The following is a 26091-nucleotide window of genomic DNA, read 5'->3' as shown; positions in this document are numbered from 1 at the left end:
AAGTCGTCCAGTATAGATAGAATGAGGCGAAAACGTGATTGGCCGCTTTTTTGCCATTGTCTTCACCTGTGCTTTGGCGGGTGCCGCCGGTTCGAATCAACTCTTTCCTACACCCTGACGCGAACATAGGTTCCTGGTGCTTCGGCCAGAATTTCAACGTTTTGTTCGCCGGGTTTGCGTGCGGAAACGCGCTCTGGAGCCTGCGATTCGATCCATTTTTCCCAGTGGTTCCACCAGGAACCCGGGTGCTCCCGGGTTTTGGCGATCCAGTCATCAAAATTGCCGATGGGAGCGCCGCCCGTCCAATATTGGTATTTGTTCCTAGCCGGCGGATTGACGACGCCGGCAATATGGCCCGAACCCGCGAGGACATAGGTGACATCCCCGCCAAAAAACTTGCACCCGGTAAATACCGAGAGGGCGGGAGCGATGTGGTCTTCCTTGGCCGCGAGGTTGTAGATCGGAATCTTGACATCGGCGAGGGAGAGATTTTCGCCGGCGAGTTGCATCATGCCGCGCACCAAATTGTTGTCGAGATAGCAATTGCGCAGATAGTAGGAATGGTTGGCAGCGCTCATGCGCGTCGCGTCGGCGTTCCAATAGAGAAGGTCAAAGGGCAGGGGATCGCGGCCGCGCATGTAGTTGTTGACGACATAGGGCCAGATAAGGTCGCCGGAGCGCAGCATGTTGAAGGCGGTCGCCATGCGCGTGCCTTCAAGGTAACCCTCGGCGGACATCGCCTTTTCCAATGCACTGATCTGGTCTTCATCGACGAAAACCTTCAGATCGCCAGCATGGGTGAAATCCACCTGTGTGGTGAAGAGCGTCGCACTCTTGATGCGGTCCTCGCCCTCTCTGGCAAAAAGCGCAAGCGCCGCACTCAGCAGCGTACCGCCGACGCAATAGCCAATAGCATTGACACCTTTTTCGCCCGTGGCTTTTTCGATGGTGTCGAGGCCAAAGCGCAGCCCTTCATTGATATAGGCCGTCCAGTCCTTGTGGGCATGGCGCTCGTCTGGATTGACCCAGGAGATGACGAAGACCGTGTGTCCCCGATCAACTGCCCATTTGATGAATGATTTTTCCGGGTTGAGATCGAGAATGTAAAATTTGTTGATCCAGGGCGGGCAGATGAGAAGTGGGCGCTTGAGCACCTTTTCCGTTGTCGGCTCATACTGGATGATCTCCGCGACTTCGCTGCGCGCGATGACCTTGCCCGGCGTGGTGGCCACATTTTCGCCAAGCGAGAATTTTGTCGTGTCGGACTGGCGGAGCCTGAGGTCACCGCCGCCGGCGGCGATATCTTCTGCAAGCATCTTCATGCCGCGGACAAGGTTTTCCGCGTTGCTGGCGACCGTTTCCTTATAGAGCTCGGGATTGGTCATAAGAAAATTGCTCGGCGAGGCCGCGGTCGTGATCTGCTTGACGTAGAAGGAGGCTTTATGACGCGTATGCTCGTCTAGCCCTTCGGTGTTTTCGACGAGCTCGGCCGCCCAGCGGGCCGTGACGAGATAGGCCTGCTTGAGAAAATCGAAAAAGGCGTACTTGCCCCAATCCTCGTCGGCAAAGCGTTTGTCGCCTTTGTCGGGCGTGACAACATCCTCCACGTCTTCGCCGCTCATGCGGCGAATGGAGTTCGACCAGATCGCCATATAGCTGGTGAACAGCCTTGTCTGGGCCTCGAGGGCACGCGCCGGTTCGGCGAGCCAATATTCGGAAACCTTGGAGAGTGTCTTGACGACATCGGTCACAGGGTCGGCAAGCGTATCGCGCTTCAGGCCCTTTTCGCGCGGCTCAACCCAGGCGGATGCGGCCTTGCCGGCCTGCTCGATCATGTGGGCGACATTGCGGGCAAACGCCTCTGGATCCTTGATGACATAATTATCAAGGTTCGGCGCTTTGCCTGTCTTGTCCCCTTGATTGTCCATGCAGGCACTTCCTCCCATGTCGCACAATATTGACATCATATCATAAATTGGTGCTATCCCTCTAACGTGCAATTGTTATCGTCATTATGAATTCGTTTTTCGCAATCGGGACATAAAATGAACTTGCCGGTCAAAAACCTCATGCGCCTTTCATTCGGCGCCGTTCTGATTTCGGGGCTCGGCGCCTGCGCAAATAACTCGGCGCAGCCGGTCATGGCGAATTCGCCGCTGACCGGACCCGTCAATACCGGCACCTATCCGCATTTTACGCCGGACCCGAAGGGCGAGACGACGCAATTTACCCCGGAAGAGAAGCAGGCGCTGATCGCCAGGACGACGGCGGCAAAGACAGCCGCGCAATCCGGTCCCTCGGCCGATCCGGCGGCGGCTGCCAAGAAGCAGGCGGATTTGCAGAAGCTGATCAAGCAGCAGCAGGACGATTTGACGGCGATCGAAGGCAAGAAGACAACGCCCTAGTTTTGGCCGCATCTTTCCCACAATGAGGTGGGAGGCTGTCGCGATCGCCGGCGCGAATGCCCGCAATGATTACTCGACCGCTGTAGCGTTTCGTTGTATAGCGCGACGCGCATAATTAACCCTTTTAACCGGACCCAGCCTATGGAAGAATTTCATAAAGTTCGCCGCCTCCCGCCTTACGTTTTCGAACAGGTGAATCGCCTGAAGGCGAGCGCGCGAGCGGCGGGTGCGGATATTGTCGATCTCGGCATGGGCAACCCAGACCTTCCGACGCCCCAGGGCATTGTCGACAAGCTGTGCGAGGCCGTGCAGGACCCGCGCACGCATCGCTATTCGGCATCGAAAGGCATCCCCGGTTTGCGCCGCGCCCAGGCCGCCTATTATGAGCGGCGCTTCGGCGTGAAGCTCAATCCGGATACGCAGGTCGTCGCGACCCTTGGCTCGAAGGAAGGCTTCGCCAACATGGCGCAGGCGATCACCGCTCCGGGCGACGTCGTGCTTTGCCCCGATCCGACCTATCCGATCCATGCTTTCGGCTTCATCATGTCGGGCGGCGTCATTCGCTCGATTCCGGCAAAGCCCGACGATCAGTTCATTCCGGCGTTGGAACGCGGCATTCGCCACTCCATTCCAAAGCCGCTGGCACTTATTCTGAATTATCCGTCCAATCCGACCGCCCATGTGGCGTCGCTCGATTTCTACAAGGATGTCGTCGCTTTCGCCCGCAAGAACGAGATCATCATTCTATCGGATCTCGCCTATTCGGAGATCTATTTTGACGGCGCGCCGCCTCCCTCCGTTTTGCAGGTGCCGGGCGCGATCGATGTCGCGGTCGAGTTCACATCGATGTCGAAGACCTTTTCGATGCCCGGATGGCGCATGGGCTTTGCCGTCGGCAATGAGCGGCTGATAGCGGCGCTGACCCGGGTCAAATCATACCTCGATTACGGCGCGTTCACGCCTATCCAGGTTGCGGCGGCCGCTGCACTCAACGGCGACGGGTCCGACATCGCGGAAGTGCGCGGCATCTATAAGCGCCGGCGTGACGTGCTCGTCGACAGCTTCGGCCGGGCAGGCTGGGATGTACCGCCACCGGCGGCGACCATGTTCGCCTGGGCGCCGATCCCGGAAAAATTCCGCAGCCTCGGCTCGCTCGAATTCTCCAAGCTGCTGATCGAGCACGCTGACGTTGCGGTCGCCCCCGGCATCGGTTTCGGCGAGCATGGCGACGACTACATCCGCATCGCTCTTGTCGAGAACGAGCACCGGATACGTCAGGCCGCACGCAGTCTGAAGCGGTTTCTTGCCACGGCCGACGAAAAACTGCACAACGTCATCCCGTTGAACGTTCGTCGTTGATCTGGCGGCGTTCGCAGTAAAATCGGCGGCGCCATCCGGCGCCGTTTCAGCAAAATTTCAGGGAATTGCATGATGAGTGAAGCGCTGCGCGTGGGTATCGCCGGACTGGGTACTGTTGGTGCCTCCGTTCTGAAAATATTGCGTGACCGGGGCGAAATGCTCACTCGCCAGTGCGGCAAGGAAATCGTGGTTACCGCCGTTTCGGCGCGTGACCGCAAGCGCGATCGTGGCGTCGACTTTTCCTCAGCGAGCTGGTTCGAAGACCCGGTTGCCCTTGCCAAATCAAACGACATCGACGTTTTCATCGAATTGATCGGCGGTGACGAAGGGCCGGCGCGTGCCGCCGTGGAGGCTGCGCTGAAATCCGGCCGGCACGTCATCACCGCCAACAAGGCGCTGCTTGCCAAGCATGGCGTCGCCTTGGCAAAGATCGCGGAGGATAAGGGCGTTCTCCTCAACTTCGAGGCAGCGGTCGCCGGTGGCATCCCGGTTATCAAGGCGCTGCGCGAGTCGCTCACCGGCAATACTGTTTCGCGCGTCTATGGCATCATGAACGGCACCTGCAACTATATCCTCACGCGCATGTGGGAAGAGGGTATCTCGTTCGATGCCTGTCTCGCCGATGCGCAGCGTCTCGGCTATGCGGAAGCGGACCCGACCTTCGACATCGAGGGCAATGATACGGCACACAAGCTCGCAATCCTGACGAGCCTTGCATTCGGCACTCAGATCTCCGCGGACGACATCTATCTTGAGGGTATCAGCAACATCTCGCTCGCCGATATCAAGGCGGCCGACGAACTCGGCTATCGCATCAAGTTGCTGGGCGTGGCCCTGAAAACCGACAGTGGCATAGAGCAGCGCGTTCATCCGACGATGGTGCCGGTCGAATCCGTCATTGCGCAGGTCCACGGCGTCACCAATGCGGTCGCGATTGAAACCGATCTTCTGGGTGAATTGCTGTTGTCAGGACCTGGCGCCGGCGGCGCGGCGACGGCCTCGGCCGTTATTGGCGACCTTGCCGATATTGCCAAAAGCCGGCCGGGTTTCCAGCACGGTCCTGTGTTCGGTACACCGGCAAAGGCGCTGGCGCCTTACAAGCGGGCGCGGATGCGCTCGCACGAGGGCGGCTACTTCATCCGCCTGACGGTGCACGACCGCGCCGGCGTGTTTGCCGCTATCGCCAAGCGCATGGCTGACAACGATATCTCGCTTGAATCCATCGTCCAGCGCCAGAGCGCCGACAACCAGCCGGAAGCGACGAAGACGGTTATTCTTGTCACGCACGAGACCACTGAAGCTGCGGTGAAGAAAGCGCTCGAAGGGATCGTCAAGGATGGCCACGCGACCGACAAACCCCAGATGATCCGTATCGAACGGGCGGGTTGAGACCGCCTCGCGCAGCCGCAACCACTGGAAGAAACTGCGCCTAGGGCGTTTAATCGATTAGCTTTTTTGCGAGCCCTTGCCGCATCGGTGCGACTTTGACAAAAGGTTGCATACCGATGCTAAGGAGAGCTGTGGCGATCCGAAAATACGGCGTCGCCACACCAACGCAGGAAAAACTATGCTGAAAACCTCCGAACAAAATGGTCTCGATCGCATCCTTACCCTCGAATTGGTGCGCGTAACCGAGCGGGCAGCGGTGGCTGCTGCACGCCTGCGCGGCCGGGGTGACGAGATGGCGGCCGATCAGGCGGCTGTGGATGCGATGCGTCAGGAGCTCAACCGGCTCCCGATTGCCGGAACCGTGGTGATCGGCGAGGGTGAGCGCGATGAGGCGCCGATGCTCTACATCGGCGAAGAAGTCGGCACGCGGAACGGTCCCGCCGTCGATATCGCCCTCGACCCGCTTGAAGGGACGACGATCTGCGCCAAGAACCTGCCGAATTCTCTCGCAGTCATCGCGATTGCCGAGAAGGGCAATCTTCTCTATGCGCCCGACGTCTACATGGAAAAGATCGCCGTTGGTCCGGGTTATCCAGCCGGAATCATCAATCTCGACGCGCCTGCCATCGAAAATATCACCGCCGTTGCCAAGGCGAAGGGCGTGCCGCTCAACGAAATCACCGCCTGCATCATGGACCGCCCGCGGCATGCGCGCCTGATCGAGGAGGTGCGTGCGACGGGCGCTGCAATTCGCCTGATCGGTGATGGCGACGTTGCCGGCGTCATCCATACGACGGATCCGGACGAGACCGGTATCGACATCTATCTCGGCATTGGCGGCGCCCCTGAGGGCGTACTTGCCGCGGCGGCGCTTCGCTGCATCGGCGGCCAGATGCAGGGGCGTTTGCAGCTCAACAGCGACGACAAGATCGCACGCGCCGCCAAGATGGGCATCTCCGATCCCAAGAAGGTCTATACGATGGAAGAAATGGCGAAGGGCGACGTGCTCTTTGCCGCCACGGGCGTGACCGACGGCAACATGCTCAGCGGCGTCAAGTTTGCCCGCGACTACATCCAGACGCATACGGTCGTCATGCGTTCGCATTCGCAGACGGTGCGCGAGATCAAGGCCAAGCATCAGGACATGGCCAAGTTTCAGTAACGACGCGCCCGCCTTCACATAAAGCTGCCTGTCTCGTTCAGGACCGGCAGCTTTTTTTTACGATAATTACTGCTGATTTCACTCTACCCTATTGGGATCACGTGTTTTTTGGTATTTTGTCATATGAGTACCTCTTCGCAACGGGTCAGGCATGAATATCCATTACGGAATTGTCTGCAATATATTGTCGATACTTTTGGTTTTAGTGCCGTTTTCTCCGCTTCATGCGCAGGAAACGGACCTGGATCTCATTCAAGGCTACCGTTCGCGCGATATCCTCGTCGGTCTGCCTGATACCTCCGGCCCCTTCACCGTCATCAGCCGCAATGCCGATCCGCAGAATTTCAGCGCGACTGTCGAATATGGCGGCGTGGATGCGCGAGCGATCGTCTCGGTCAACGGGGTCCGTGCCAGCAATGTCGCCGGCATGTACCCGGTCAAGGACGGCCCCGATGATCCAGTGGTGCGCAGCCTGCTCGACCAGGCATTCCAATACCATTCGAGCCAGCCCAACCAAGTGGCGCAGCGGACCAATATAAGTTACGGCAACCGCGCCATGGCCTGTGTCAGCTCTGATGATCCCCAGAAAAAGGACGACTTTCTCGTTTGCGCCACAGGCGTGCTCGGGCGCTACATGCTGATTCAGCCCGTAATGAATTATCGCCTCAGCTCCAAGGAGGTCGTCGACCGGCAACTTGCCGATTTCGCCTCCGCCATGGCCTCCGCCATCAGCGAACTTGCGCTGCCTCCTGCCAGCAACTGACACCCGTTGGCGTGATTGGCGTTGGATAGGCCTTTCGAAGCATTGCTTTCGCAGTCGCCGGATGATTGAACGATGCAATGACATCGGCACGGCTCTTCCTCGGCGTTGAAAAATCGGCAACCGGCCTGAAATGGGTGGACCGGCTCGCCCAGCGCGAGGCGAACATCGCGCTCGCTATGGCGCAGAACCATGGTTTTCCGGATATCGTGACCCGGGTGCTGGCCGGCAGGGGTGTAGGGCTCGACGAGGCGGTTGCCTTCATGGACCCGACGCTGAAAAGCCTCATGCCCGATCCCACATCGCTGACCGATATGGAAATTGCCGCGGCACGCATCGCAAGGGCAATTGCGGGCCGCGAAAAGGTCGCCATCTTCGGCGACTACGACGTTGACGGGGCGGCTTCCTCGGCGATCCTGTCAAGGTTTCTCAGCCACTATGGCATCGCCAATCGCATCTATATTCCTGACCGGATTTTCGAAGGCTACGGTCCCAATCCTGCGGCGATGCAGGAACTCGCGCAGCAGGCGAGCCTGATCGTAACGGTCGACTGCGGAACCAACAGCGCGGCCGCCATCGAGGCGGCGAAGGTTGCGGGCGCCGATGTCGTCGTGCTCGACCATCACCAGCTTGGTGGCGCGTTGCCAGCTGCCGCGCTTGCCGTGGTCAACCCCAATCGCGAGGACGATCTTTCGGGGCAGGGCCACCTTTGTGCTGCAGGCGTCGTGTTCCTGACGCTCGTGCAGACGTTGCGCGCGATGCGCGAACAGGGTGTCGGCGCGAGCGCGCCCCCGTTCGACCTCTTGTCGTTGCTCGACCTTGCCGCGCTTGCGACCGTTTGCGATGTCGTGCCGCTGCAGGGACTCAACCGTGCCTTCGTCGTCAAAGGCATCCTTGTGGCACGGGCCCAGCAAAATGTCGGCCTTGCGGCCCTCGCGCGCGTTGCGCGCATCGGTGAACCGCTCAATGCCTTTCATTTCGCCTATCTGATCGGCCCCCGCATCAATGCCGGCGGGCGTATAGGCGATGCCGGCCTCGGCGCGCGTCTCTTGACGCTGGACGATCCAAACGAAGCGCTGCGCATTGCCGAGGAACTCAACCGCCTCAATCAAGAACGCCAGGCGATGGAAACCGCCATGCTGGAACAGGCTGAAGCGGAGGCAATGACCGAACTTTCAGCGGCCGCTGGCCCCGCCATCGTCGTTACCGCGAATGACGACTGGCATCCGGGGATCGTCGGGCTGATCGCGGCCCGGCTGAAAGAAAAAACCCGGCGTCCGGCTTTTGCCATCGCGTTCAATGCCAATGGCACCGGCGCGGGCTCCGGCCGCTCCATCCACGGGTTCGACCTCGGCAGGCTGGTACGCGGCGCGGTCGAACAAGGCTTTCTCGTCAAGGGCGGCGGGCATGCCATGGCAGCCGGCATAACCGTGGAACGCGGCAAACTCGGCGCCTTGCGGGCCTTTTTCGAAGAAAATGCAGCGGCCATGGTCGGGGAATTGCGCGGCAATGAATCGCTGGAAATCGACGGAGCGCTCAGCGCCGCCGGCGCCACCGTGGCCTTGCACGACCTGATGGAGCGGGCGGGACCCTACGGCTCGGGGCATCCACAACCGGTGCTTGTACTGCCGCATCACCGCCTCACCGATGCGCGGGAAGTGGGAAGCGGCCATGTGCGAGCGACACTCGTCAGTGCCGATGGCTCGCGGATCAATGCCATGGCGTTTCGCGCTGTCGGTAGCCCGCTCGGCGATTTCCTGTTCAAAAATCTCGGCCAAACCATCCACGTTGCGGGCAATCTTTCCCTCAACCACTGGAATGGTTCGACAACCACGCAGTTTCGCATTCTCGACGCGGCACGTGTTGTCTGACCGGAGCTTCTTCGCGATTTTCCAAGATTGCTGTTTTAATTCCGGAGCAAGTGTTCTATTTTTGTTCTCAATGTGAGAGCCCGGAACATGCGCAAGCCGACCCATCCTGAAAAGCTATATCTGGATTTTGACAGTTTCTTTGCGAGCGCCGAGCAGCAACTCAATCCGGCGCTGCAGGGTAGGCCAATAGCGGTCGTTCCGCTCGATTCTCCCTATACCAGCGTGATCGCCGCAAGCCGCGAAGCCAAGCCATTCGGCATCAAGACGGGCACTTCAGTACGTGAGGCGCGGGAGAAATGCCCGGACATCGTGTTCATCGAGGCGCGGCCTGATGTATACGTGCGCCTGCACAATCGCATTCTTGAAATCATCGAGCGGTGCGTTCCGATCGCCGCGGTGCGCTCGATCGACGAGCTTGCCTGCACGCTGCTCGAATCTGAAGCGCGGCAGGCAGCAGAGCTCTCGTCGCGCATCAAGCGATCGTTGCGCGACGAGTTTGGTCCGGTGCTCACCTGTTCGATCGGCATCTCGTTCAATGAACTGCTCGCCAAGATTGCGGCGGAGATGGATAAGCCGGATGGCTTCGTGATTCTCGACCACGCGGATCTGCCGGGGAGATTGCTGGGTCTTGCCTTGCGCGATCTGCCGGGTATTTCCAAGGGCATGGAGACGCGTCTCATAGAGGCAGGCGTCACCGATATTGCAGGCCTTTGGGCACTTGCCCCCAAGCATGCGCGGGCGATCTGGAACAGCGTCGAAGGCGAACGTTTCGTTGCCGCCTTGCACGGTTACTCAGTCGAAAAGCCGGAAACGATCAAGCGCATGTTCGGCCATGGCCGCAATTTGCCTCCGGACTGGCGGACGCCGCAAAAGGTGCTGCAATGTGCGCGTCTTTTGACAATGAGCGCGGCACGAAGGCTGCGCCGTTCACATCATCGCGCCGGGGCGCTGACCTACACCGTGGGTACGCGCCGCGAAAACCGCACAAGCATGGACAAGCGATTCAGGCCGGCGCGCGACGATCATACTTTTCTCAATGCACTCAATGAATTGCACGAGAAATTTGTGATGTCAGGCGAAATGAACAACATCGGTTCGGTTACCGTCGTCCTGCATGAGCTCTCCGAGGAGCAGGAAGCCAGTCGCGACCTGTTCGATACGCGCGATAGCTGTAGAGCGCAGAGTCAGTGGGAGCGGGTGTCTGATGTTCTCGACACGATCAGGGTAAGGCACGGATCCAGGGCGCTGAACCTTGGTCCAGCGAATGGGCCCGGAAACTACATAGGGTCGAAGATCGCATTTGGCCGAATACCTGCCGCCGAGGATTTTTGAGCGACGCTTCGTTACGTCTGCGGTGGTTGCGAGATCGAGTGGCGGATCTGCTCCTGGAGGCGCAGAAGCGGGCCGGGGCTCATTGCTGCGGGCGGACTGTAGGGGTTGGAGAAGGCATAAATGAGAAACAGGATAATGCCGGTATAGGCGCCGAACATGGAGATGAGAACGATATTTCGTCGCTGCGGCGGATAGGAATAATAGGCGAGCGCGATGAACACGACGCCGGAGAGAGCCGCGAACCAGAAGATGCCGCTCATCGAGTCGGCGACATTGCTTTCCCGCTTGGTTCGGCTTTCGGCAACTGTGTAGAGACGCTCAAGCATGTGGTTGCGCAGGCTTTCCTCGCGCTTGTTCGTCGGTTCGAGATCAAGCACGGCCGCATAGGCTGCGTCCCACTTCGCCCAGGCCTCCGGAGTCAGGCGGTCGGTGGCGCCGAGGATCGCCCACTCCTTGTCGACCACCACGCTGATATATTCGCTGAGCGGAGTCTGGATCGCCCCGGCATGGCCGCCGCCATAGCGGCCCGCGTCGAAGTAGATATCGGCAATGGCGTTGGATTCGGTCGCGGTTTCATTGCGAAGCTGCTGGTAGTCGATCATCTCCTGCGCAAAGACGAGAGCCAGGATCAGTCCGTGCAAGGCCGATACGCGGAAGATGATCGAACTTGCCAGATCGCGTTCCTGGCCATCGGGATCGCCGCCCGTAATGAGGCGCATCAGGAAATAGGCGATGAGCGTCAGGGTTATCGTTCCGCCAACGAACAGCACCGCGACAAGAAGCTCAAATGCCATGTATTCCCCCGGAACCAGCGCAATTGCCTGGTTAATCTACTGTGTTTCCGGAAAAAGGACAGGAGATGAGGTTTGATCAGGCTGACTGTCGGGCAAAGGCCAGGATGAAGCTGATCAATGCCGCTATGCTGGTGAGCGTGCGGACATGGTTCCACGGCAGCCATTCGGCAAGGTAACGCATCCAGAGAGCTGCGCTCTCGAGGCTCGCCGGGTTGGCGGTGGCAAGCGCGTCATTCAGCGGCACGTTGAAGATCATCGTCACGGCGATCGTGCCGATCAGGAAGAGCAGGCTTCCCGCTACGAGCCACATCGATCCGGGCTCGGACCAGCGGAGAAATCCGACCACGCCAAGCCCAAGACACAAAATAGTTGTTCCGAAGAAGGCGACGCTAAAGCTGAGGTTGAGAATGGTCACGTTGATCGAGTTCATGGCAGTAATGCCTTGATCGGCGGGAAGGCGAGCGAGCGCCGCCATGACGAAGCTCGAGAACGCGAAGAACAGCCCGGCCATCAGACCGCTGCCAAGGGCGGCAAGAAGAGTGAGGATTGGAATGAGAGCAATCATTTCACTTGCTCCCATACGCCGGCCGCAGCGCCTGCTTGGGCGAAATCGGCAAAATCCCGCGGTGCCCGGCCGATTGCCCGCTGCACGCCATCGGTGAGATATTCATTGCGCCCATCCAGAACCGAGCGGAAAAGCTCATCGATCAACGCAGCGACATCATCCGGAACGCCATCGGCCGCCAGCCCCTGCATGAAGACATCGTGGGGGATCGGCGTGAAGAGAATATCGCGGCGAGTCGCCTTGGCGATTTCCGCGGTCGCCTCGGCAAATGTGATCAGGCGTGGGCCCGTGACCTCGTAGAGCTCGCCGATGTGCCTCGTATCCGTCAGCGCGGCGACCACGATGTCAGCAATGTCATCGGCATGGATGAAGGGTTCGCGCACGCCTTGCACCGGCAGCGCAAGATCCCCGGCAAGGATCGGTTCGCGAAAGAAGCTCTCGCTGAAGTTCTCCGCAAACCAGCTCGCGCGTACGATCGTCCAGTCCGCCCCCGATGCCTGCAAAGCCTGTTCGGCGCGTTGGGCTTCCGGCTCTCCGCGTCCTGAAAGGAGAACGAGACGCTTCACGCCCTTGCGAACGGCAAGGCGGGCTAACTCACCGACGGCATCCGCGGCGCCCGGCACGGCGAGATCCGGGTAGTAGGTGATGTAGGCCGCCGACACACCCTCCAGTGCCACAGCCCACGTGTCGGGATTTTCCCAATCGAAGGCCGGAGTGCCTTGGCGCGATCCGATACGGACGGGAAGGCCGAGGGCGGCAAGGCGCTTGGCCACGCGTCGGCCGGTCTTGCCTGTGCCGCCAACGATCAGAACAGGAAATTTCGAACTATGGAACGTTGTCATTTTCAGCTCCCATTAAATATGAGGAAGTCTCATATTTGCAAATGTGATAAATCCTCATATTATAGGAGTCAAGAAAAATGTGAGGAATACTCATGAATGACACTGGCATCGTGGCAACAGAGACGGGGACGCGGCGCGAACCCACCCAGAAACGCAGCCGCGAACGGGTTGAGCGCATATTGGCGTGCGCCTCGGCGCTCATTGAAAAAAGCGGCAGCGATGCCATGCGCATGAGCGATGTCGCCGAAATGGCAGGCATATCGATCGGTTCGCTCTACCAGTATTTCCCCGACAAGGCGGCAATCATTCGGACGCTGGCGGAGCGCTATAATGTGGCCGGCCAGCAATGCATTGCCGAAGGACTGGAAGGGGTTAGCGACAAGGTGGGTTTGCGCCGGGCGTTCGGCGAATTGATCGATATTTATTATGCTATGTTCCTGGCCGAGCCGGTAATGCGCGATATCTGGTCCGGCATGCAGGCCGACAAGGCGCTGCGCGATATCGATCTTGCCGATAGCCGCATCAATGGCGCGGTACTGGCGAGCGCCCGTGCACGCGTCAATCCCGTTGCCGACCGAACCGAACTCGAACGGTCGAGTTTTCTCATCATGCAGCTTGGCGAAGCAACGATGCGCCTTGCCATCTCGGTCGACCGGGCGGAGGGCGATGCGTTGGTTGAGCACTTCAAGAACATGGTCTTGCGGGAGATGGATCAAGGATGAGCAAGCCAACGATCGATACCTGCGCCGAAATCTTCCTCAACGGCGAGGCGCTTATCGAGACTATTCCCGATACATACGTTGCAAAAAGCGGGCTGCAGGGGCAGGGGCTTTTCACCGGCCGTGCCTGGGCGAGGGACGAGGTACTTTGTGTTCTCGATGGTCAGTTGGTGGAAGCGAAGCGTTACCCGGTCTTGCTGACGGAAATGGAATGGAATGCGCTGCCGGGCGAAATGCTGCTGGTTCGTCCCTTGCGCACGAGCTACGGCTTTATCAACCACAGTTTCAATCCCAGTATCGAGATCGGCGCCGACTATCGCACCATGCGGGCAATACGCGCTATCGCCGCAGGCGAAGAACTGACGCTCGACTATGCGGTGCAGCCGGTACCCGACGGCTACATGCAACGGGACGATACGACGTTCATGCAGGACGACGACTAGATAAAGCCGATCCAGCGTCCCGCAATGACGGCGCATATCCAGACGGTCAACGATATGAGCGCGGCGATGCGCGCTCCGCCGGACACTTGCTTTTCGAACCGCCAGGACCGGCTGCGGCTGAGCAGCAATGCGTTGCCCAGGCCCAGCGCGATCAGGGCAAGTTTGGCAAGGAAGGCAGGGTTGTTGACGTATGCTACCGGCCGCACGGTGAACAGGATGAACCCGGTCATCATGGCAAGCGCGATGCCCGTTGCCGCTACGCAGATGAGAGGCGGCGCAAGCATGTTCACAGGGTACTGCTTGAACAGGCCGAGAATGCGAAGATCAAGCGTGACGATGGCGCCGATGAGCAGGCCGACGGATATGATATGGACGGCGTTGGCGATCAGATATGCAATCTGATAGCGCCGCAGCAGCACGGCGACCGGCCATTCGGAGAGTCCCTGCAGCAGCTCGACGAAACCGCTGCTCACTGCGTTTTTATACGCTCGGGATAAAGATCATAGGTCTTGCCCGCGACCGAAATCCTCACCGCTTTCATACGCTTCTCTTGCGGGTCGGTGGAACGGTTGCCGAGCGCGACGATTTCATCACCCTCTTTTGCCGACCCCTCGATGAAGCCGGCGCGCGTGGTCTGGTTATGATTGGCAAGTTCGATGCGCCAAAGCCCATCGCTCGCGGTTTCGACATCAAGGGTCGGGTGCGGCGGCCCAATATAGATTTCCCGGATAATGCCGCGCAGTTCGATCTGGTCGGCTTCGGCCCAGGACCAGCCGTGATGTGCGAGTGCACCGGTGGCGAATATCGCTGCAACGGCGGCACCACTGAAAATTCGGCCTAGCAGAGTCTGCATGACTGCCTCCCTTTTCAATTGCCTGACAGGTCAAACTATCCCATCGATTAGCGGGAAGGCCAAACAACAGTCTTGTGAAGGCCGGGCAGCGTCACTCGGGCAGCCCGGCCTTGCGATATCCCTCGACAAACAATTGCCGCGTCTCCGGATCGCGGAATGGCTGCGATTCCGCCCACTTTCCGATGGAAAAGTTCGGGTTGTTGGCCATGAAGAGCGCTGCCTCCTGGCGGGCTTCGTTCAGATTCCCGGCCTGCGCAAGGCTTGCCGCAAGAATGCGTCGGGCCCCAGTGCGGTATGCGGGGCCGCGGCGCACGGTTTCGATCGCTTTTTCATATTGACCGGCGACGTAATATACGAGGCTCTGTTCCCAATAATATGAGGCGGTCGGATGCGGATTTAGCCTGAACGCCTGTTCCATGACGTCCATGGCTTCGCTCGCTCGTCCGGCAAAGGCGAGAAGCTCTGCGCGAAAGATCAACGCGTCCGCCGAGTTCCGATCCATTGCGATCGCTGCATCGAACGCCGCGTCCGATTCCGACCATTGCCCTTCATAGGCAAGGAGATAACCCAATATCCAGCGACTTTGAGCGTCATTGGCATCGAGGGCCACTGCCTTTCTAGCCATTTCAAGCGACAGTCTGCGATTGTCCCCGGTAGCATCCATGGCATTTGCCCAGGTGGACCACAGATTGAATGCCAACCAGCCATAGGCTTCGGCGTAAGATGGATCGATTGCGATCGCCTGCTGGAGCAGGACGATGGATTCGTAGATGGCTTCAGGGGATCCGGCGGAATTCCAGCCAAGCGAGCGCGCGCGCACGCAAAGATCATAGGCTTCCATGCTCTTTGGGCGATTGCGCATGGGCGGGACGATAAGTCGTCCAACAAGCGCCTCCACGATCCTTGCGGCCACGTCGTCCTGCACCGCAAAAATATCCTCGATCTCACGGTCGTATCGCTCGGCCCACAGGTAGCCGCCGCCGAGCGTGTCTACGAGCTGAACGTTGACGCGCACTCTCTCTGCGGAACGGCGGGCGCTTCCTTCGAGCAGGTAACGCACGCCAAGCTCGGTGGCGATCTGGCGGACGTCCACTGGTTTTCCCTTGTAGGCAAAGGCTGAATGCTGGGCGATGACGAAAAGGCCGGGCGTGCGCGAAAGCTCGGTAATGAGGTCTTCGGTAAGCCCATCGGCGAAGGCGCCATGCTCGGCATTGGCGCCCATCGTGTTGAACGGCAGTACCGCAATGGACGGCCGCGGCGGCAACGACAATGGCGTGGACTGACCACCATCCGCTCCTGGCGGCTGCTGCGGACACGGCCGGACGCGGTAGGCATGAACCGACTTGGCGAAATTCTTCATCGAAACGGGCCCGAGATCGTCATACTCCGCAACGACTTCACGACAGACCTGATCGAATACGTTGGACGAGATCGTTATGTCGCCGGCGTTGCCATGACTTTCGAGCCTTACGGCGAGATTGACGCCGTTGCCGTAGAGGTCCTTGCCCTCGACGATGACATCGCCGAGGCTGATACCGATGCGCAGCACATACTGGCGGGTCTCGGGCAATCCTTCATTGGCCGCGTCCATGTCCCGCTGCAGTTCCACGGCGCAGCGAACCGCGCTTGCGGCGCTGGCAAATTCCGCAAGAATTCCGTCGCCGAGGATTTTAACGAGGCGCCCCTCGTGGCGGAGCAGCAGCGGGTCGAGAACATCGCGGCGCCGGGCCTTCAGACGGGAGAGGGTGCCTGCCTCATCCTGCTCCATATGGCGCGTATAGCCGACCACGTCGGCGACGAAAATCGCAGCGAGTCGTCGTTTGACACGTTCATCTGCCATATCAGGTGTCGCCCCCGATCCCCATCTGACGCACTCAGTTAATCACGGTGTTTGGCATGCGCCAAGTCGGTGTATTACTGCGTGTCTGCCCTGCTTGCTATTGCATCAGAGGGATTAGGGCCTGGCTTTCAGCCATTCGCATATGAGAAACACTTGCCTGACCGAGCGGATTGCACTAGCCAATAGAACACACGAATGAGCCAGGAATGACAGGCAGCATGACTTTAGTTGATACCCGTACGCCCGACCCAAAGCGTTTCATATCCGGCGCCACAGGCGATTGGGAAATCGTTGTCGGCATGGAGGTCCATGCCCAGGTAACCTCAAACTCGAAGCTGTTCTCCGGTGCGTCGACCGAGTTCGGCGCCGAGCCGAATGCCAACGTGTCGCTGGTCGATGCGGCGATGCCGGGCATGCTGCCGGTGATCAATGAGTGGTGCGTGCGCCAGGCGATCCGGACAGGTCTCGGACTCAAGGCGCAAATCAATCTCAAGTCGGTGTTCGACCGCAAGAACTATTTCTACCCCGACCTGCCGCAGGGCTATCAGATCTCGCAGTACAAGCGGCCCATCGTCGGCGAGGGCACGATGACCATCTCGGTGGGGCCTGACCGAAAAGGCGACTTCGAAGATATCGAAATCGGCATCGAGCGACTGCACCTCGAACAGGATGCGGGCAAATCACTGCACGACCAGAACCCGACCATGTCCTATGTCGATCTCAACCGGTCCGGCGTCGCCCTGATGGAGATCGTATCGAAACCCGATTTGCGCTCCTCGGACGAGGCGAAGGCCTATCTGACGAAGCTGCGCACTATTGTGCGCTATCTCGGCACTTGCGACGGGAACATGGACGAAGGCTCGATGCGCGCCGACGTCAACGTGTCGGTGCGCCGTCCGGGCGGTGAGTTCGGGACGCGCTGCGAGATCAAGAACGTCAACTCGATCCGTTTTGTCGGACAGGCCATCGAATATGAGGCCCGCCGCCAGATCGGTGTCCTCGAGGATGGCGGCGCCATTGACCAGGAAACCCGGCTTTTCGATCCGGTCAAGGGTGAGACACGTTCCATGCGCTCAAAGGAAGAGGCGCATGATTACCGTTATTTCCCCGACCCGGACCTTTTGCCGCTCGAGTTCGAACAGGCTTACGTCGATACGCTAAAGGCCGATCTGCCCGAGCTTCCGGACGACAAGAAGTTACGCCTCGTGAATGAGCAGGGATTGTCGGTCTATGACGCGTCGATCCTTGTCACCGAAAAGGCCATTGCCGACTATTACGAGGCCGTAGCCAAGGGCCGCGACGGCAAGCTTTCCGCCAACTGGGTGATCAACGATCTCCTTGGGGCGTTGAACAAGGCGGGCAAGGGCATTGAGGAATCACCGGTATCGCCGGACCAGCTCGGCGCTGTCCTCGACCTGATCAAGGAAGGCACGATTTCCGGCAAGATCGCCAAGGACCTCTTTGAGATTCTCTGGACCGAAGGCGGCAACCCGCGCGAACTGGTTGAAAGCCGGGGCATGAAGCAGGTTACCGACACCGGCGCGATCGAAAAGGCTGTTGATGACGTCATTGCCGCCAACCCGGACAAGGTGGAACAGGCAAAGGCGAAACCGACGCTCGCCGGATGGTTTGTCGGCCAGGTGATGAAATCAACCGGTGGCAAGGCCAACCCGCAGGCGGTCAGCGATCTCGTCAAGGCGAAATTGGGGATTGTCGAGTAAATGTGGGTTCGCAGCGCCACGAAAGAGGATCTCGACGCCGTCCACGAAATGCTGGTTACAACCTGGCACGCAACATATGACGACGTATATGGAGCCGAGAAGGTAAAGGCGATCACCGGCCGCTACCATTCTCTGGAGGCGTTGAAGAAGCAGTTGGCCAAGCCCTATTCGGAATTCATCATCGCCGATGACGGTGCCGATATTCTCGGCATGGCCTATGCCTCGCAGAAGGATCACAGGCTGTCGATCCTTAACCAGCTCTATGTTCATCCCGAGCGCCAGAAGCAAGGCGTCGGCTCGCTGCTGCTGGCCGAAGTCGAAAGCGCGTTTCCCGGCGTCTTCTCGATGCAGCTTGAAGTTATCGAGGCAAATCAGAAAGCTATCCGCTTTTATGAAAGCAGGGGGTTCGAGCGGACGAATAACCGGATCGACAATTGGGGCGAGCCCAATTCAGGCATCTCGGTCGTTGTCTTTGAAAAATCGCTGACCGGCTATGAGCTGGCGCCGTGAACGTCGATATGGATGTTACCTTCCGGGAAGTGACGCGCGCCGATCTTCCCGCGCTGATCGCGCTGTTTGCCGACGACACAATCGGCGGCCATGGCGATACGGCCGATCCTGCAGCATTGCCTGACTATGAGCGGGCCTTCGCCGCTATCGAGGCCAGTCCCAATGATCTGCTCTTCGTCGGCATTCTGGGCGGCGAGGTGATCGCCACAGCGCAGGTTACGTTCATAACATCGCTGACCGGCCGTGGTACCCGACGAATGGCGATCGAGGCGGTGCAGACCCGCTCCGACATGCGCGGCAAGGGCATCGGGGCAAAACTGATCAATCACTGTCTCGATGTTGCGCGCGAGCGCGATATCGCGCTCGTGCAACTCACCTCGAATGCCAAGCGCCCGGACGCCCACCGCTTTTACGAGCGGCTCGGATTCGAGAAGAGCCATGCCGGTTTCAAATTGCGGCTGGCACCCGCTCACGCGGCAACTTGACCCTTGCCATTCCTTGGTGATACCGCCATAAACCCTTGAGTTGCCAAAGGCTGAACGAGATCGTTCGAGGATTGCCATGAAGACTTTCATCACCCAATTTTTCACCTGGTGGAACGGGCAGACGCTCGGGACCCGGTTCTTTACCTGGCGCAAAGGTACGAAGGTCGGCGAGGATGAACTCGGCAATATTTATTACGAGGGCCTCAGCACATTCGATTCGGAAGGGCGCAAGCGCCGCTGGGTTGTTTATAACGGCTATGCCGAAGCCTCGGCGATTCCGGCTGGATGGCACGGCTGGATGCACCACCGGGTCGACACGCCCCCGTCGCAGGAAAACTACAAGCCATATGGCTGGGAAAAGAGCCACCAGCCCAATCTGACCGGTTCACCAGCCGCTTATCGCCCCAAGGGCTCCATTGCCCATGGCGACAATCGTCCGACCGTCACCGGCGATTACGATGCCTGGACGCCTGGTGCCTGATCCGATCTTCTTCTGCCACAATTGATCATTATCGACTGCTGGAATCGAAATCCCCGACACCGCTAACCCCGGAAGTGCAATGATCCGCTCGACCCTGACTGTTCCCTTTCGCGCCAGGTTTGCACGGATGATTGGAGTGATGGCCACAGCAACTGCTGTTGCGGCGGCCACCGCGATTGCTCCGGCGCGGGCAGATGAAAAGATCACCAATCCGATTGCTGTTTTTTCAGGGCTCGACAAGATTACCGGCCGCATCACCACATTCGACGTCTATATCGGTGAAACCGTGCAATTCGGCGCGCTGCAGCTGACACCGCGCGTCTGCTATACGCGCCCGGATACAGAGGCACCGAAAACGGATACGTTTGTCGAGGTCGACGAAATCACCCTCGACCGCAAGATCAGGCGCATCTTCTCAGGGTGGATGTTTGCCGACAGCCCTGGTCTCAATGCCGTCGAGCATCCAGTTTACGATGTCTGGCTGAAGAGCTGCAAGCAGAAGTCGGATGTGCCGGCGCCGGCAAAGAGCTGATTTCGCTCTAGATTTGCGTTCAACGGCCGACACCAGCGTGCCGGCCGTCCGATGCGATCAGTTACATCGGCTTCGGGCAGTTGACGATCCAGGGTGTCCCGTATTTGTCGGTAAACATCGCAAAGCGCTGAGCCCAGGAGGTTTCGCCGAGCGGCATCAGCACGTGTTGCGCGTCTTGTGACAGGGCAGAGAATATGCGCTCCGCTTCCGCAGGCGTGTCGACGTTGATGGCGACCGTCATGCCCTGCGCCTTCTGGAAATAGGGCGGCGGTGCATCTGATGCCATCAGCACGTTGTCGCCGATATGCAATGTCGCGTGCATGATATTCTTGGCAAGTTCCTTCGGCATGTCGTTGCCTTCAGGCATTTCGTCGAAACGAATCATCGCGACGATCTCGCCGCCAAGCACGCCGGCATAGAAGTTGAAAGCCTCTTCGCACTTTCCATCAAAATTCAGATAAGCATTGATCTTCACGACAATTCTCCTTGTTTGTCGGGTTATTCCCTCCCTAAGACGAACGAGTGCGCACCGGGTCGACATTTTCTTTTAGAAAAAATTGCGCGGCACCCGCCCGCAAGAAGACATACACCGACAATGTGGAAGCGGGATGTCGCCGTTCAGAATTCCGCGGACTGCGCCAGTGCGTTTTCCAGCATCTTCTGGTACTGGCGGCGCGGCACCTCGACTGCACCGAAGCTCTCGAGATGGTTCGTGGTGAACTGTGTGTCGAGGAGCGTAAAGCCCTTCTCGATCAGGTGACCGACAAGGTGGACGAGGCAGACCTTGGAGGCGTCGCGCTCGCGCGAAAACATGCTTTCCCCGAAGAAGGCCGACCCGAGGGCGATACCGTAGAGCCCACCGACGAGGCGGCCGTCAAGCCAGGCTTCCACGGTATGGCAGTAACCGAGTTCGAACAGCTTGCCATAGGCCTCGCGGATCGGCTGGTTGATCCAGGTGCGGGAACGCTCGCCCGACCCGCTGGCGCATCCGGCGATGACGCTGGCGAAATCGCTGTCGAGCCGGATGGAGAAGCGACCTTGGCGCACGGTCTTGCGCAGACTGCGCGAGACGTGAAAATTCTCAAACGGGATAATGCCGCGCTTTTCCGGGCGCACCCAGAATATTTCCGGATTGTCGGCCTCTTCGGCCATCGGAAAGACCCCGGTCGCGTAGGCACGCAACAGCAACGCGGGGTCGATTTTGAAAGATTCTACCGGGTTATTGCCCGTCATGCCTCTTCTTCTGCGGTATCTCCGGCCAGATATTTCTCCAGCCAGTGAATGTCATAGTCGCCATTGGCGATATCAGGATTGTTGATCAGATCCTGGAAGAGGGGAAGTGTGGTCTTTATCCCGTCGACGACGAATTCATCGAGCGCCCGGCGCAGGCGCATCATGCATTCGACGCGGTTGCGGCCGTGAACGATGAGCTTGCCGATGAGGCTGTCATAATAGGGCGGGATCTTGTAGCCGGAATAGACGCCGGAATCGACGCGAATGCCAAGGCCGCCGGGTGTGTGGAAATGCGTGATTTTGCCCGGCGAGGGCGTGAACGTGCGCGGGTCTTCGGCGTTGATGCGGCATTCGATGGCGTGGCCGGAGAAGCGAATCTCCTCCTGGGTTACCGAAAGCCCGCCACCCGAGGCGACGCGAATCTGCTCATGTACAAGATCGATGCCGGTAATCGCCTCGGTCACCGGATGCTCGACCTGAAGACGCGTGTTCATTTCGATGAAATAGAATTCGCCGTTTTCGTAGAGGAACTCGATCGTGCCGGCCCCGCGATAGCCCATGTCGGCCATGGCGTTGGCGCAGATCATGCCGATGCGCTCACGCTCGTCGGAGTTCAGGGCCGGTGAGTTGGCCTCTTCCCAGACCTTCTGGTGCCGCCGCTGCAAGGAACAGTCGCGTTCGCCAAGGTGTACCGCCTTGCCATTTCCATCGCCCATGACCTGAACTTCGATATGGCGGGGCTTTTGCAGGTATTTTTCTATGTAGACGGCATCGTCACCAAAAGCGGCACCAGCTTCCGTGCGCGCCGTGGACAGCGCGATCGACAGTTCGTCCTCGTTGAGCGCCACCTTCATGCCGCGGCCGCCGCCGCCGGCGGAGGCTTTGATGATAACCGGATAACCGATCTCCGCCGCAATGCGCGCAGCTTCCTTGTCGTCGGTGACGCCGCCGTCGGAACCCGGTACAACCGGAATACCGAGGCGCTTCGCCGTACGCTTGGCTTCGATCTTGTCGCCCATGACGCGGATATGCGCGGCGGTAGGCCCGATAAAGGTGATATTGTGCGCCTCGAGGATCTCGGCGAATTTGGCATTTTCCGACAGGAAACCGTAACCGGGGTGAATGGCGTCCGCGCCGGTGATTTCGCAGGCGGCAACGATCTGATGAATATTAAGATAGCTTTCGCGCGAGGGCGGCGGTCCAATGCAGACGCTTTCGTCGGCGAGCCGTACATGCATGGCATCGGCGTCGGCGGTCGAATGGACAGCCACCGTCTGGATGCCGAGTTCCTTGCAGGCCCGCAGGACGCGCAGGGCGATTTCACCGCGGTTGGCTATGAGAATTTTCTGAAACATCACGCTCTCGATTCACCCACGGGGTCCGGCATCACTCAATCACGACCAGCAACTCGCCATATTCGACGGGCTGGGAATCCGCTACGAGGATTGCGGTGACCGTGCCGGCGCGCGGCGAGGGGATCTGGTTCATGGTTTTCATCGCTTCGATGATCAGAAGCGTCTGGCCTTCCTTCACCTGGGTACCGACCTGGATGAAGTCGCGTGCGCCGGGTGCGGGCGCAAGATAGACGGTCCCGACCATTGGCGAGGGGATGGCATTCTTCGAGGGATCGGCGGCGGGCGCTGCCGCCGGCGCAGACGCTGCGGGCGATGCTGGCTGAGCGGGACCGGCCGCCGGAGCCTGCGCATAGAACGGCTGCGGGGCTGCCGCCTGCACGGTGACCTGGCGCGAAACGCGGATGCGAAGGTCGCCCTGCTCGATTTCGATGTCGGTGAGGTCCGTATCGTTCAGGATTTCCGCGAGATCGCGGATCATGACCTTGTCGATCCCGGTGGTTCTGTTAGCCATGCTTTTTCAAGCCCCTTATTCTGATTGGCACTGCCAGCTACTGCGGCGTTGCCAGCTTGATGAGTGCGCGCAAGCCCATCAGGTAGCCGTCGGCCCCGAAGCCACATATCACCCCTTTGGCCAAAGAGGAAACGTAGGAGTGGTGGCGGAACGACTCGCGTGCGTGGATGTTGGAAAGGTGAACTTCCACCAGCGTTACCGATGCCGCCCTGATGGCGTCATGCAGCGCGATGGAGGTATGCGTATAGGCGGCGGGATTGATCAACACCAATGCCTTCTGCTCGCCTGCCTCCTGTATCCAGCTGACCAGATCACCCTCATGATTGGACTGGCGGAAATCAATCTCGCAGCCGAGTGCCTCGGCTTCGGTCCGGCACATGGCTTCGATGTCGTCCAGAGTCACGGCGCCATAGATACCCGGCTCACGCTTGCCAAGCATGTTGAGGTTTGGGCCGTTTAGGACGAAGATCGTTTGCTTCATGATTACCGGACGGTTCGAAAATGCTGGTCCCATATAGACGGCTTATCGGCAAGCGAAAAGCCTGCAAAGTCACGTTATTGCTTGTCCACAACGGGTTTTCGCAGTCAGAAGTAAATATTCAGACCTATTTATTGCGAATATGGCTGATCCGCTCGGCCAATGCGTCCGCACCGAGGGCGCCCGGCACTACTTCAGTTCCGACGACATAGGATGGAGTGCCGGTGATGCTGAGGTTATTTGCGAGGTCGTAGGTTTCCTGGAAGCTCTTTGTGATCTCAGGCGAATTCATCTTTTCGCGGATCTGCGCTTCATTGGCGCCGAGCTTGACGGCGATCGCCATGGCCGAAGCTTCGGTCGCACGTCCTTCGCCGCCGAGAAGGTCGCGGTGGAATTCGAGATATTTTTCGGGCATGACCGCCTTGAATGCCTTGGCGACGATATGCGCCCGCGTCGAATCGGCGCCGAGGATCGGGAATTCCTTCATGACGAAGCGCAGGTTCGGATCGCTCTTCAGCAATGCGTCCATGTCGGGGAGCGCCTTCTTGCAGTAGCCGCAATTGTAGTCGAAGAACTCGACGATGGTCACATCGCCCGTGGGATTGCCGAAAACCGCGTCATTGGCGGACTGGAATATCTTGTCCTTGTTTTCGCCGATGACCTGCGTCGAGGCTTCCTTCTGCGCCGCTTCCTGCTTGGTATTGAGCGCGGTCTGCACTTCGAGCATGACCTCGGGATTATTGATCAGATAGTTGCGCACGATGCCTTCGATCTCGGTGCGATCGGTGGTCGAGGCGGTGACCGCGGTCTTGTCCGGCGCGGAGGCCATGAGATCGGTCCGGCCCGCATGATAGCCGAGCGCCAATGCGGCGATGCTGACGAGGCCTGCGGCTGCGCCAATCAGAGCGACTTTTGCCATTATGGAGTATCCTTTTTCAAAAACTGTGTCCCCTGAGGGATTGCCGCATCTTACTTGCGCTTGGCGCTGATAATGTCCTGAGCCTGTATCCACTCGGGCGAGCCGCTTTTCAAGCCACGTTGTGCACGGGTCGCGAAGATTTGAGCGTCCTGGATCTTACCCGAATAGAATTTTTCGTTCGCGCTGGCGAGATCGGAGAGCGCCATGTCACCCATCTGTCCGTAGGCCTGGGCCAAATAGGCGTATCCGGCCGGGGACTCGCGGTCGCGGCCTATGCTCGTCTTGAGTTCGTCGACGGCAATCTTGAGGTTCGCCGGCGTTCCCGTCAGCATCAAGGCGCGGCCGTAGTTCATACGGATCAGCCCAGACTTGCGCGGATCGAGTGAACTTGCTTTCTCGAAGGCGTTGGCAGCATCCTGCACCTTGTTCTGCTTTAGCAGCATTTCGCCGCGCATCTCGTAGAAATACGGGTTTTTCGGTTGCTCCTTGATCAGCGGATCAAGCTTCGTCAAGGCCGATTGCGCCGAGCCATTGAGATAGGTGGCGATCGCATCGCCGTAACGGGCGCCGATATTTTGCGGATCCTTGCGGAAGGTTTGCAGGACGCTGGCGCCCCCGCCGGTATAGGCGGCGATCTTGCCGCGCATCAGATCATGGCGCTGCTGCAGGGCAGGGCTGTCCTTCTTGTCGAAATAAGGGCTTGCCCGGGCCAACGTCTCGAGGTTGGCAATGCGCTCACGCGGCAGCGGGTGACTGATACGGTAGGGATCCATGCGCGTGCCCGTCAGCGACAGGGCGTTGGAGAATCGCTCGAACGTCGTGAGCATGCCCTTGGCCGATTGTTGGGTTGCGGCAAGGTAGGTTATTGCTGAACGATCCGCCGCCATCTCTTCCGTGCGCTGATAGTTGAGAAGGCTGCGCATCGCGACTTCCGGCGCGCCCATCGCAATACCGGCGCCTGCCTTCGACAGGCCGCTCGCGCCCGCAGCGGCGCCGCCGACGATAGCGCCGACGCCGAGAAGGCCCGCTACCACGGCCATGGTCTTGGCGTTGGCCAATTGCTCGCGCAACTTGAATTGGTGGCCGCCGGCAAGATGGCCGGTTTCGTGGGCGATGACGCCGATGATTTCGTTGGGCGTTTCGGCTTGCAGCAACGCGCCGGTGTTGATGAAGATACGGCGCCCGTCAACGAAAGCGTTGAAACTGCTGTTGTTGACGAGGACCACCTTGATCGCACGCTTGCCGAGGCCAGCCGCATTGATGATCGGCGTTGCGTAGTCGGTAACCAGGGCCTCGATCTCGGCATCGCGGACGATCGGCAATGATTGGGACTGCGCAAGCGCGACTGCACCTTGGGCGACCACCATTGCGCCCGCGGTCAGGGCGATGAGGGCGGGGCGCATCATGGAGGCGAGCGAGCGGCATGAACGGCGAATTGTCATCATAGTCCCATTGGTATCGAAATCGAACTTCGAATGAAAGGGAGCCCAAGCTCCTCCTACCTTGTGAAATCTGCCCAATTCGGCAAATCT

General features: G+C 59.2%; 28 protein-coding genes. 14 read left to right on the top strand and 14 right to left on the bottom strand.

Annotated features, from left to right (window positions below; genetic code table 11):
- Positions 1-107 precede the first annotated feature (107 nt).
- Positions 108-1928, bottom strand: coding sequence for a class I poly(R)-hydroxyalkanoic acid synthase (phaC, locus tag BR48_RS0111595; RefSeq protein WP_027231450.1), 1821 nt, complete (start codon positions 1926-1928; stop codon positions 108-110).
- A gap of 117 nt (positions 1929-2045) precedes the next feature.
- Between phaC and BR48_RS24400 the strand changes: the two genes are divergently transcribed.
- The 7 genes from BR48_RS24400 to BR48_RS0111560 all read left to right on the top strand — a co-directional run bounded on the left by BR48_RS24400 (position 2046) and on the right by BR48_RS0111560 (position 10278).
- Positions 2046-2405, top strand: a complete 360-nt coding sequence (locus BR48_RS24400) for a hypothetical protein (RefSeq protein WP_036814269.1) — start codon at positions 2046-2048, stop codon at positions 2403-2405.
- A 141-nt stretch (positions 2406-2546) separates the two neighbouring features.
- Positions 2547-3764, top strand: coding sequence for an LL-diaminopimelate aminotransferase (locus tag BR48_RS0111585; protein ID WP_027231449.1), 1218 nt, complete (start codon positions 2547-2549; stop codon positions 3762-3764).
- 72 nt (positions 3765-3836) lie between these two features.
- Positions 3837-5153: a homoserine dehydrogenase gene (locus BR48_RS0111580; protein ID WP_027231448.1), complete on the top strand. Its 1317-nt coding sequence runs from the start codon at positions 3837-3839 to the stop codon at positions 5151-5153.
- 178 nt (positions 5154-5331) lie between these two features.
- Complete coding sequence (glpX, locus tag BR48_RS0111575) at positions 5332-6315, top strand: class II fructose-bisphosphatase (RefSeq protein ID WP_027231447.1); 984 nt, start codon at positions 5332-5334, stop codon at positions 6313-6315.
- A 151-nt stretch (positions 6316-6466) separates the two neighbouring features.
- On the top strand, positions 6467-7078 hold the full coding sequence (locus BR48_RS0111570) for a hypothetical protein (RefSeq protein ID WP_027231446.1): 612 nt from the start codon (positions 6467-6469) through the stop codon (positions 7076-7078).
- A 77-nt stretch (positions 7079-7155) separates the two neighbouring features.
- Positions 7156-8946: a single-stranded-DNA-specific exonuclease RecJ gene (recJ, locus tag BR48_RS0111565; RefSeq protein ID WP_027231445.1), complete on the top strand. Its 1791-nt coding sequence runs from the start codon at positions 7156-7158 to the stop codon at positions 8944-8946.
- A gap of 87 nt (positions 8947-9033) precedes the next feature.
- Positions 9034-10278 (top strand): type VI secretion protein ImpB, encoded by a 1245-nt coding sequence (locus BR48_RS0111560; RefSeq protein WP_027231444.1) that lies wholly within the window; start codon positions 9034-9036, stop codon positions 10276-10278.
- Positions 10279-10289: 11 nt separating this feature from the next.
- Here the strand turns inward: BR48_RS0111560 and BR48_RS0111555 are convergent, their stop codons facing one another.
- From BR48_RS0111555 to BR48_RS0111545, 3 genes are all read right to left on the bottom strand, one after another.
- Positions 10290-11072, bottom strand: a complete 783-nt coding sequence (locus BR48_RS0111555; protein WP_027231443.1) for a DUF4239 domain-containing protein — start codon at positions 11070-11072, stop codon at positions 10290-10292.
- Between the two features lie 76 nt (positions 11073-11148).
- Positions 11149-11637: an anthrone oxygenase family protein gene (locus BR48_RS0111550; protein WP_027231442.1), complete on the bottom strand. Its 489-nt coding sequence runs from the start codon at positions 11635-11637 to the stop codon at positions 11149-11151.
- Positions 11634-12479 (bottom strand): NAD(P)H-binding protein, encoded by an 846-nt coding sequence (locus BR48_RS0111545; RefSeq protein ID WP_027231441.1) that lies wholly within the window; start codon positions 12477-12479, stop codon positions 11634-11636. The genes BR48_RS0111550 and BR48_RS0111545 overlap by 4 nt, the downstream gene beginning before the upstream one ends.
- A gap of 92 nt (positions 12480-12571) precedes the next feature.
- Here BR48_RS0111545 and BR48_RS0111540 point away from each other — a divergent pair, with 92 nt between their 5' ends.
- Together BR48_RS0111540 and BR48_RS0111535 are read left to right on the top strand one after the other, a co-directional pair.
- Positions 12572-13201 (top strand): TetR/AcrR family transcriptional regulator, encoded by a 630-nt coding sequence (locus BR48_RS0111540; RefSeq protein WP_051614894.1) that lies wholly within the window; start codon positions 12572-12574, stop codon positions 13199-13201.
- Complete coding sequence (locus BR48_RS0111535; protein WP_027231439.1) at positions 13198-13641, top strand: SET domain-containing protein; 444 nt, start codon at positions 13198-13200, stop codon at positions 13639-13641. Before BR48_RS0111540 ends, BR48_RS0111535 begins: the two co-directional genes overlap by 4 nt.
- Here BR48_RS0111535 and BR48_RS0111530 read toward each other — a convergent pair.
- From BR48_RS0111530 to BR48_RS0111520, 3 genes are all read right to left on the bottom strand, one after another.
- Entirely contained in the window at positions 13638-14114 is a 477-nt protein-coding gene (locus BR48_RS0111530) for a hypothetical protein (protein ID WP_051614892.1), read from the bottom strand. The two genes, BR48_RS0111535 and BR48_RS0111530, sit on opposite strands and share 4 nt — an antisense overlap.
- Positions 14111-14494: a DUF6152 family protein gene (locus tag BR48_RS0111525; RefSeq protein ID WP_027231437.1), complete on the bottom strand. Its 384-nt coding sequence runs from the start codon at positions 14492-14494 to the stop codon at positions 14111-14113. The genes BR48_RS0111530 and BR48_RS0111525 overlap by 4 nt, the downstream gene beginning before the upstream one ends.
- Positions 14495-14585: 91 nt before the next feature.
- Entirely contained in the window at positions 14586-16334 is a 1749-nt protein-coding gene (locus BR48_RS0111520; RefSeq protein ID WP_027231436.1) for an adenylate/guanylate cyclase domain-containing protein, read from the bottom strand.
- Positions 16335-16552: 218 nt separating this feature from the next.
- On the opposite strand from BR48_RS0111520, the gene gatB reads away from it, so the two are divergent.
- The 5 genes from gatB to BR48_RS0111495 all read left to right on the top strand — a co-directional run bounded on the left by gatB (position 16553) and on the right by BR48_RS0111495 (position 20063).
- The gene (gene gatB / locus BR48_RS0111515; RefSeq protein ID WP_027231435.1) at positions 16553-18055 is read left to right on the top strand and encodes an Asp-tRNA(Asn)/Glu-tRNA(Gln) amidotransferase subunit GatB; all 1503 of its coding nucleotides are present in this window, start codon (positions 16553-16555) and stop codon (positions 18053-18055) included.
- Entirely contained in the window at positions 18056-18565 is a 510-nt protein-coding gene (locus BR48_RS0111510) for a GNAT family N-acetyltransferase (protein ID WP_027231434.1), read from the top strand.
- An 8-nt stretch (positions 18566-18573) separates the two neighbouring features.
- The gene (locus BR48_RS0111505; protein ID WP_155810885.1) at positions 18574-19050 is read left to right on the top strand and encodes a GNAT family N-acetyltransferase; all 477 of its coding nucleotides are present in this window, start codon (positions 18574-18576) and stop codon (positions 19048-19050) included.
- Positions 19051-19126: 76 nt separating this feature from the next.
- The gene (locus BR48_RS0111500) at positions 19127-19531 is read left to right on the top strand and encodes an NADH:ubiquinone oxidoreductase subunit NDUFA12 (RefSeq protein WP_027231432.1); all 405 of its coding nucleotides are present in this window, start codon (positions 19127-19129) and stop codon (positions 19529-19531) included.
- A 139-nt stretch (positions 19532-19670) separates the two neighbouring features.
- Positions 19671-20063, top strand: coding sequence for a DUF2155 domain-containing protein (locus tag BR48_RS0111495; protein ID WP_245273435.1), 393 nt, complete (start codon positions 19671-19673; stop codon positions 20061-20063).
- 61 nt (positions 20064-20124) lie between these two features.
- Here BR48_RS0111495 and BR48_RS0111490 read toward each other — a convergent pair whose 3' ends face one another.
- The 7 genes from BR48_RS0111490 to BR48_RS0111460 all read right to left on the bottom strand — a co-directional run bounded on the left by BR48_RS0111490 (position 20125) and on the right by BR48_RS0111460 (position 25926).
- Positions 20125-20538, bottom strand: coding sequence for a VOC family protein (locus BR48_RS0111490; RefSeq protein ID WP_027231430.1), 414 nt, complete (start codon positions 20536-20538; stop codon positions 20125-20127).
- Positions 20539-20681: 143 nt separating this feature from the next.
- Complete coding sequence (aat, locus tag BR48_RS0111485; RefSeq protein WP_027231429.1) at positions 20682-21251, bottom strand: leucyl/phenylalanyl-tRNA--protein transferase; 570 nt, start codon at positions 21249-21251, stop codon at positions 20682-20684.
- Between the two features lie 41 nt (positions 21252-21292).
- A complete protein-coding gene (accC, locus tag BR48_RS0111480; RefSeq protein ID WP_027231428.1) occupies positions 21293-22651 on the bottom strand; it encodes an acetyl-CoA carboxylase biotin carboxylase subunit in 1359 nt (452 codons plus the stop codon).
- Positions 22652-22682: 31 nt separating this feature from the next.
- Positions 22683-23162, bottom strand: coding sequence for an acetyl-CoA carboxylase biotin carboxyl carrier protein (gene accB / locus BR48_RS0111475; RefSeq protein WP_027231427.1), 480 nt, complete (start codon positions 23160-23162; stop codon positions 22683-22685).
- 37 nt (positions 23163-23199) lie between these two features.
- A complete protein-coding gene (gene aroQ / locus BR48_RS0111470) occupies positions 23200-23643 on the bottom strand; it encodes a type II 3-dehydroquinate dehydratase (RefSeq protein ID WP_027231426.1) in 444 nt (147 codons plus the stop codon).
- A 124-nt stretch (positions 23644-23767) separates the two neighbouring features.
- Positions 23768-24559, bottom strand: coding sequence for a DsbA family protein (locus BR48_RS0111465; protein ID WP_027231425.1), 792 nt, complete (start codon positions 24557-24559; stop codon positions 23768-23770).
- A gap of 50 nt (positions 24560-24609) precedes the next feature.
- Positions 24610-25926: a M48 family metalloprotease gene (locus tag BR48_RS0111460; RefSeq protein WP_244506646.1), complete on the bottom strand. Its 1317-nt coding sequence runs from the start codon at positions 25924-25926 to the stop codon at positions 24610-24612.
- Positions 25927-26091 lie beyond the last annotated feature (165 nt).

The sequence above is a fragment of the Phyllobacterium sp. UNC302MFCol5.2 genome, assembly GCF_000686005.1.
GTDB lineage: Bacteria > Pseudomonadota > Alphaproteobacteria > Rhizobiales > Rhizobiaceae > Phyllobacterium > Phyllobacterium pellucidum.
Note: the sequence above shows the minus strand (reverse complement) of the source record. Positions and strands in the feature narration are given on the sequence as shown.

Bases quoted from the DNA above. Each gene is read 5' to 3' on its own strand.
- phaC (WP_027231450.1), bottom strand. From the start codon at position 1,928: ATGGACAATCAAGGGGACAAGACAGGCAAAGCGCCGAACCTTGATAAT.
- BR48_RS0111555 (WP_027231443.1), bottom strand. From the start codon at position 11,072: ATGGCATTTGAGCTTCTTGTCGCGGTGCTGTTCGTTGGCGGAACGATA.
- glpX (WP_027231447.1), top strand. From the start codon at position 5,332: ATGCTGAAAACCTCCGAACAAAATGGTCTCGATCGCATCCTTACCCTC.
- BR48_RS0111495 (WP_245273435.1), top strand. From the start codon at position 19,671: ATGGCCACAGCAACTGCTGTTGCGGCGGCCACCGCGATTGCTCCGGCG.
- BR48_RS0111465 (WP_027231425.1), bottom strand. From the start codon at position 24,559: ATGGCAAAAGTCGCTCTGATTGGCGCAGCCGCAGGCCTCGTCAGCATC.
- BR48_RS24400 (WP_036814269.1), top strand. From the start codon at position 2,046: ATGAACTTGCCGGTCAAAAACCTCATGCGCCTTTCATTCGGCGCCGTT.
- BR48_RS0111505 (WP_155810885.1), top strand. From the start codon at position 18,574: ATGGATGTTACCTTCCGGGAAGTGACGCGCGCCGATCTTCCCGCGCTG.
- BR48_RS0111585 (WP_027231449.1), top strand. From the start codon at position 2,547: ATGGAAGAATTTCATAAAGTTCGCCGCCTCCCGCCTTACGTTTTCGAA.
- BR48_RS0111560 (WP_027231444.1), top strand. From the start codon at position 9,034: ATGCGCAAGCCGACCCATCCTGAAAAGCTATATCTGGATTTTGACAGT.
- BR48_RS0111510 (WP_027231434.1), top strand. From the start codon at position 18,056: ATGTGGGTTCGCAGCGCCACGAAAGAGGATCTCGACGCCGTCCACGAA.
- accC (WP_027231428.1), bottom strand. From the start codon at position 22,651: ATGTTTCAGAAAATTCTCATAGCCAACCGCGGTGAAATCGCCCTGCGC.
- BR48_RS0111535 (WP_027231439.1), top strand. From the start codon at position 13,198: ATGAGCAAGCCAACGATCGATACCTGCGCCGAAATCTTCCTCAACGGC.
- BR48_RS0111500 (WP_027231432.1), top strand. From the start codon at position 19,127: ATGAAGACTTTCATCACCCAATTTTTCACCTGGTGGAACGGGCAGACG.
- BR48_RS0111580 (WP_027231448.1), top strand. From the start codon at position 3,837: ATGAGTGAAGCGCTGCGCGTGGGTATCGCCGGACTGGGTACTGTTGGT.
- BR48_RS0111550 (WP_027231442.1), bottom strand. From the start codon at position 11,637: ATGATTGCTCTCATTCCAATCCTCACTCTTCTTGCCGCCCTTGGCAGC.
- BR48_RS0111460 (WP_244506646.1), bottom strand. From the start codon at position 25,926: ATGGTGGTCGCCCAAGGTGCAGTCGCGCTTGCGCAGTCCCAATCATTG.
- BR48_RS0111540 (WP_051614894.1), top strand. From the start codon at position 12,572: ATGAATGACACTGGCATCGTGGCAACAGAGACGGGGACGCGGCGCGAA.
- gatB (WP_027231435.1), top strand. From the start codon at position 16,553: ATGACTTTAGTTGATACCCGTACGCCCGACCCAAAGCGTTTCATATCC.
- BR48_RS0111570 (WP_027231446.1), top strand. From the start codon at position 6,467: ATGAATATCCATTACGGAATTGTCTGCAATATATTGTCGATACTTTTG.
- recJ (WP_027231445.1), top strand. From the start codon at position 7,156: ATGACATCGGCACGGCTCTTCCTCGGCGTTGAAAAATCGGCAACCGGC.
- aroQ (WP_027231426.1), bottom strand. From the start codon at position 23,643: ATGAAGCAAACGATCTTCGTCCTAAACGGCCCAAACCTCAACATGCTT.
- accB (WP_027231427.1), bottom strand. From the start codon at position 23,162: ATGGCTAACAGAACCACCGGGATCGACAAGGTCATGATCCGCGATCTC.
- BR48_RS0111525 (WP_027231437.1), bottom strand. From the start codon at position 14,494: ATGCAGACTCTGCTAGGCCGAATTTTCAGTGGTGCCGCCGTTGCAGCG.
- BR48_RS0111520 (WP_027231436.1), bottom strand. From the start codon at position 16,334: ATGGCAGATGAACGTGTCAAACGACGACTCGCTGCGATTTTCGTCGCC.
- BR48_RS0111545 (WP_027231441.1), bottom strand. From the start codon at position 12,479: ATGACAACGTTCCATAGTTCGAAATTTCCTGTTCTGATCGTTGGCGGC.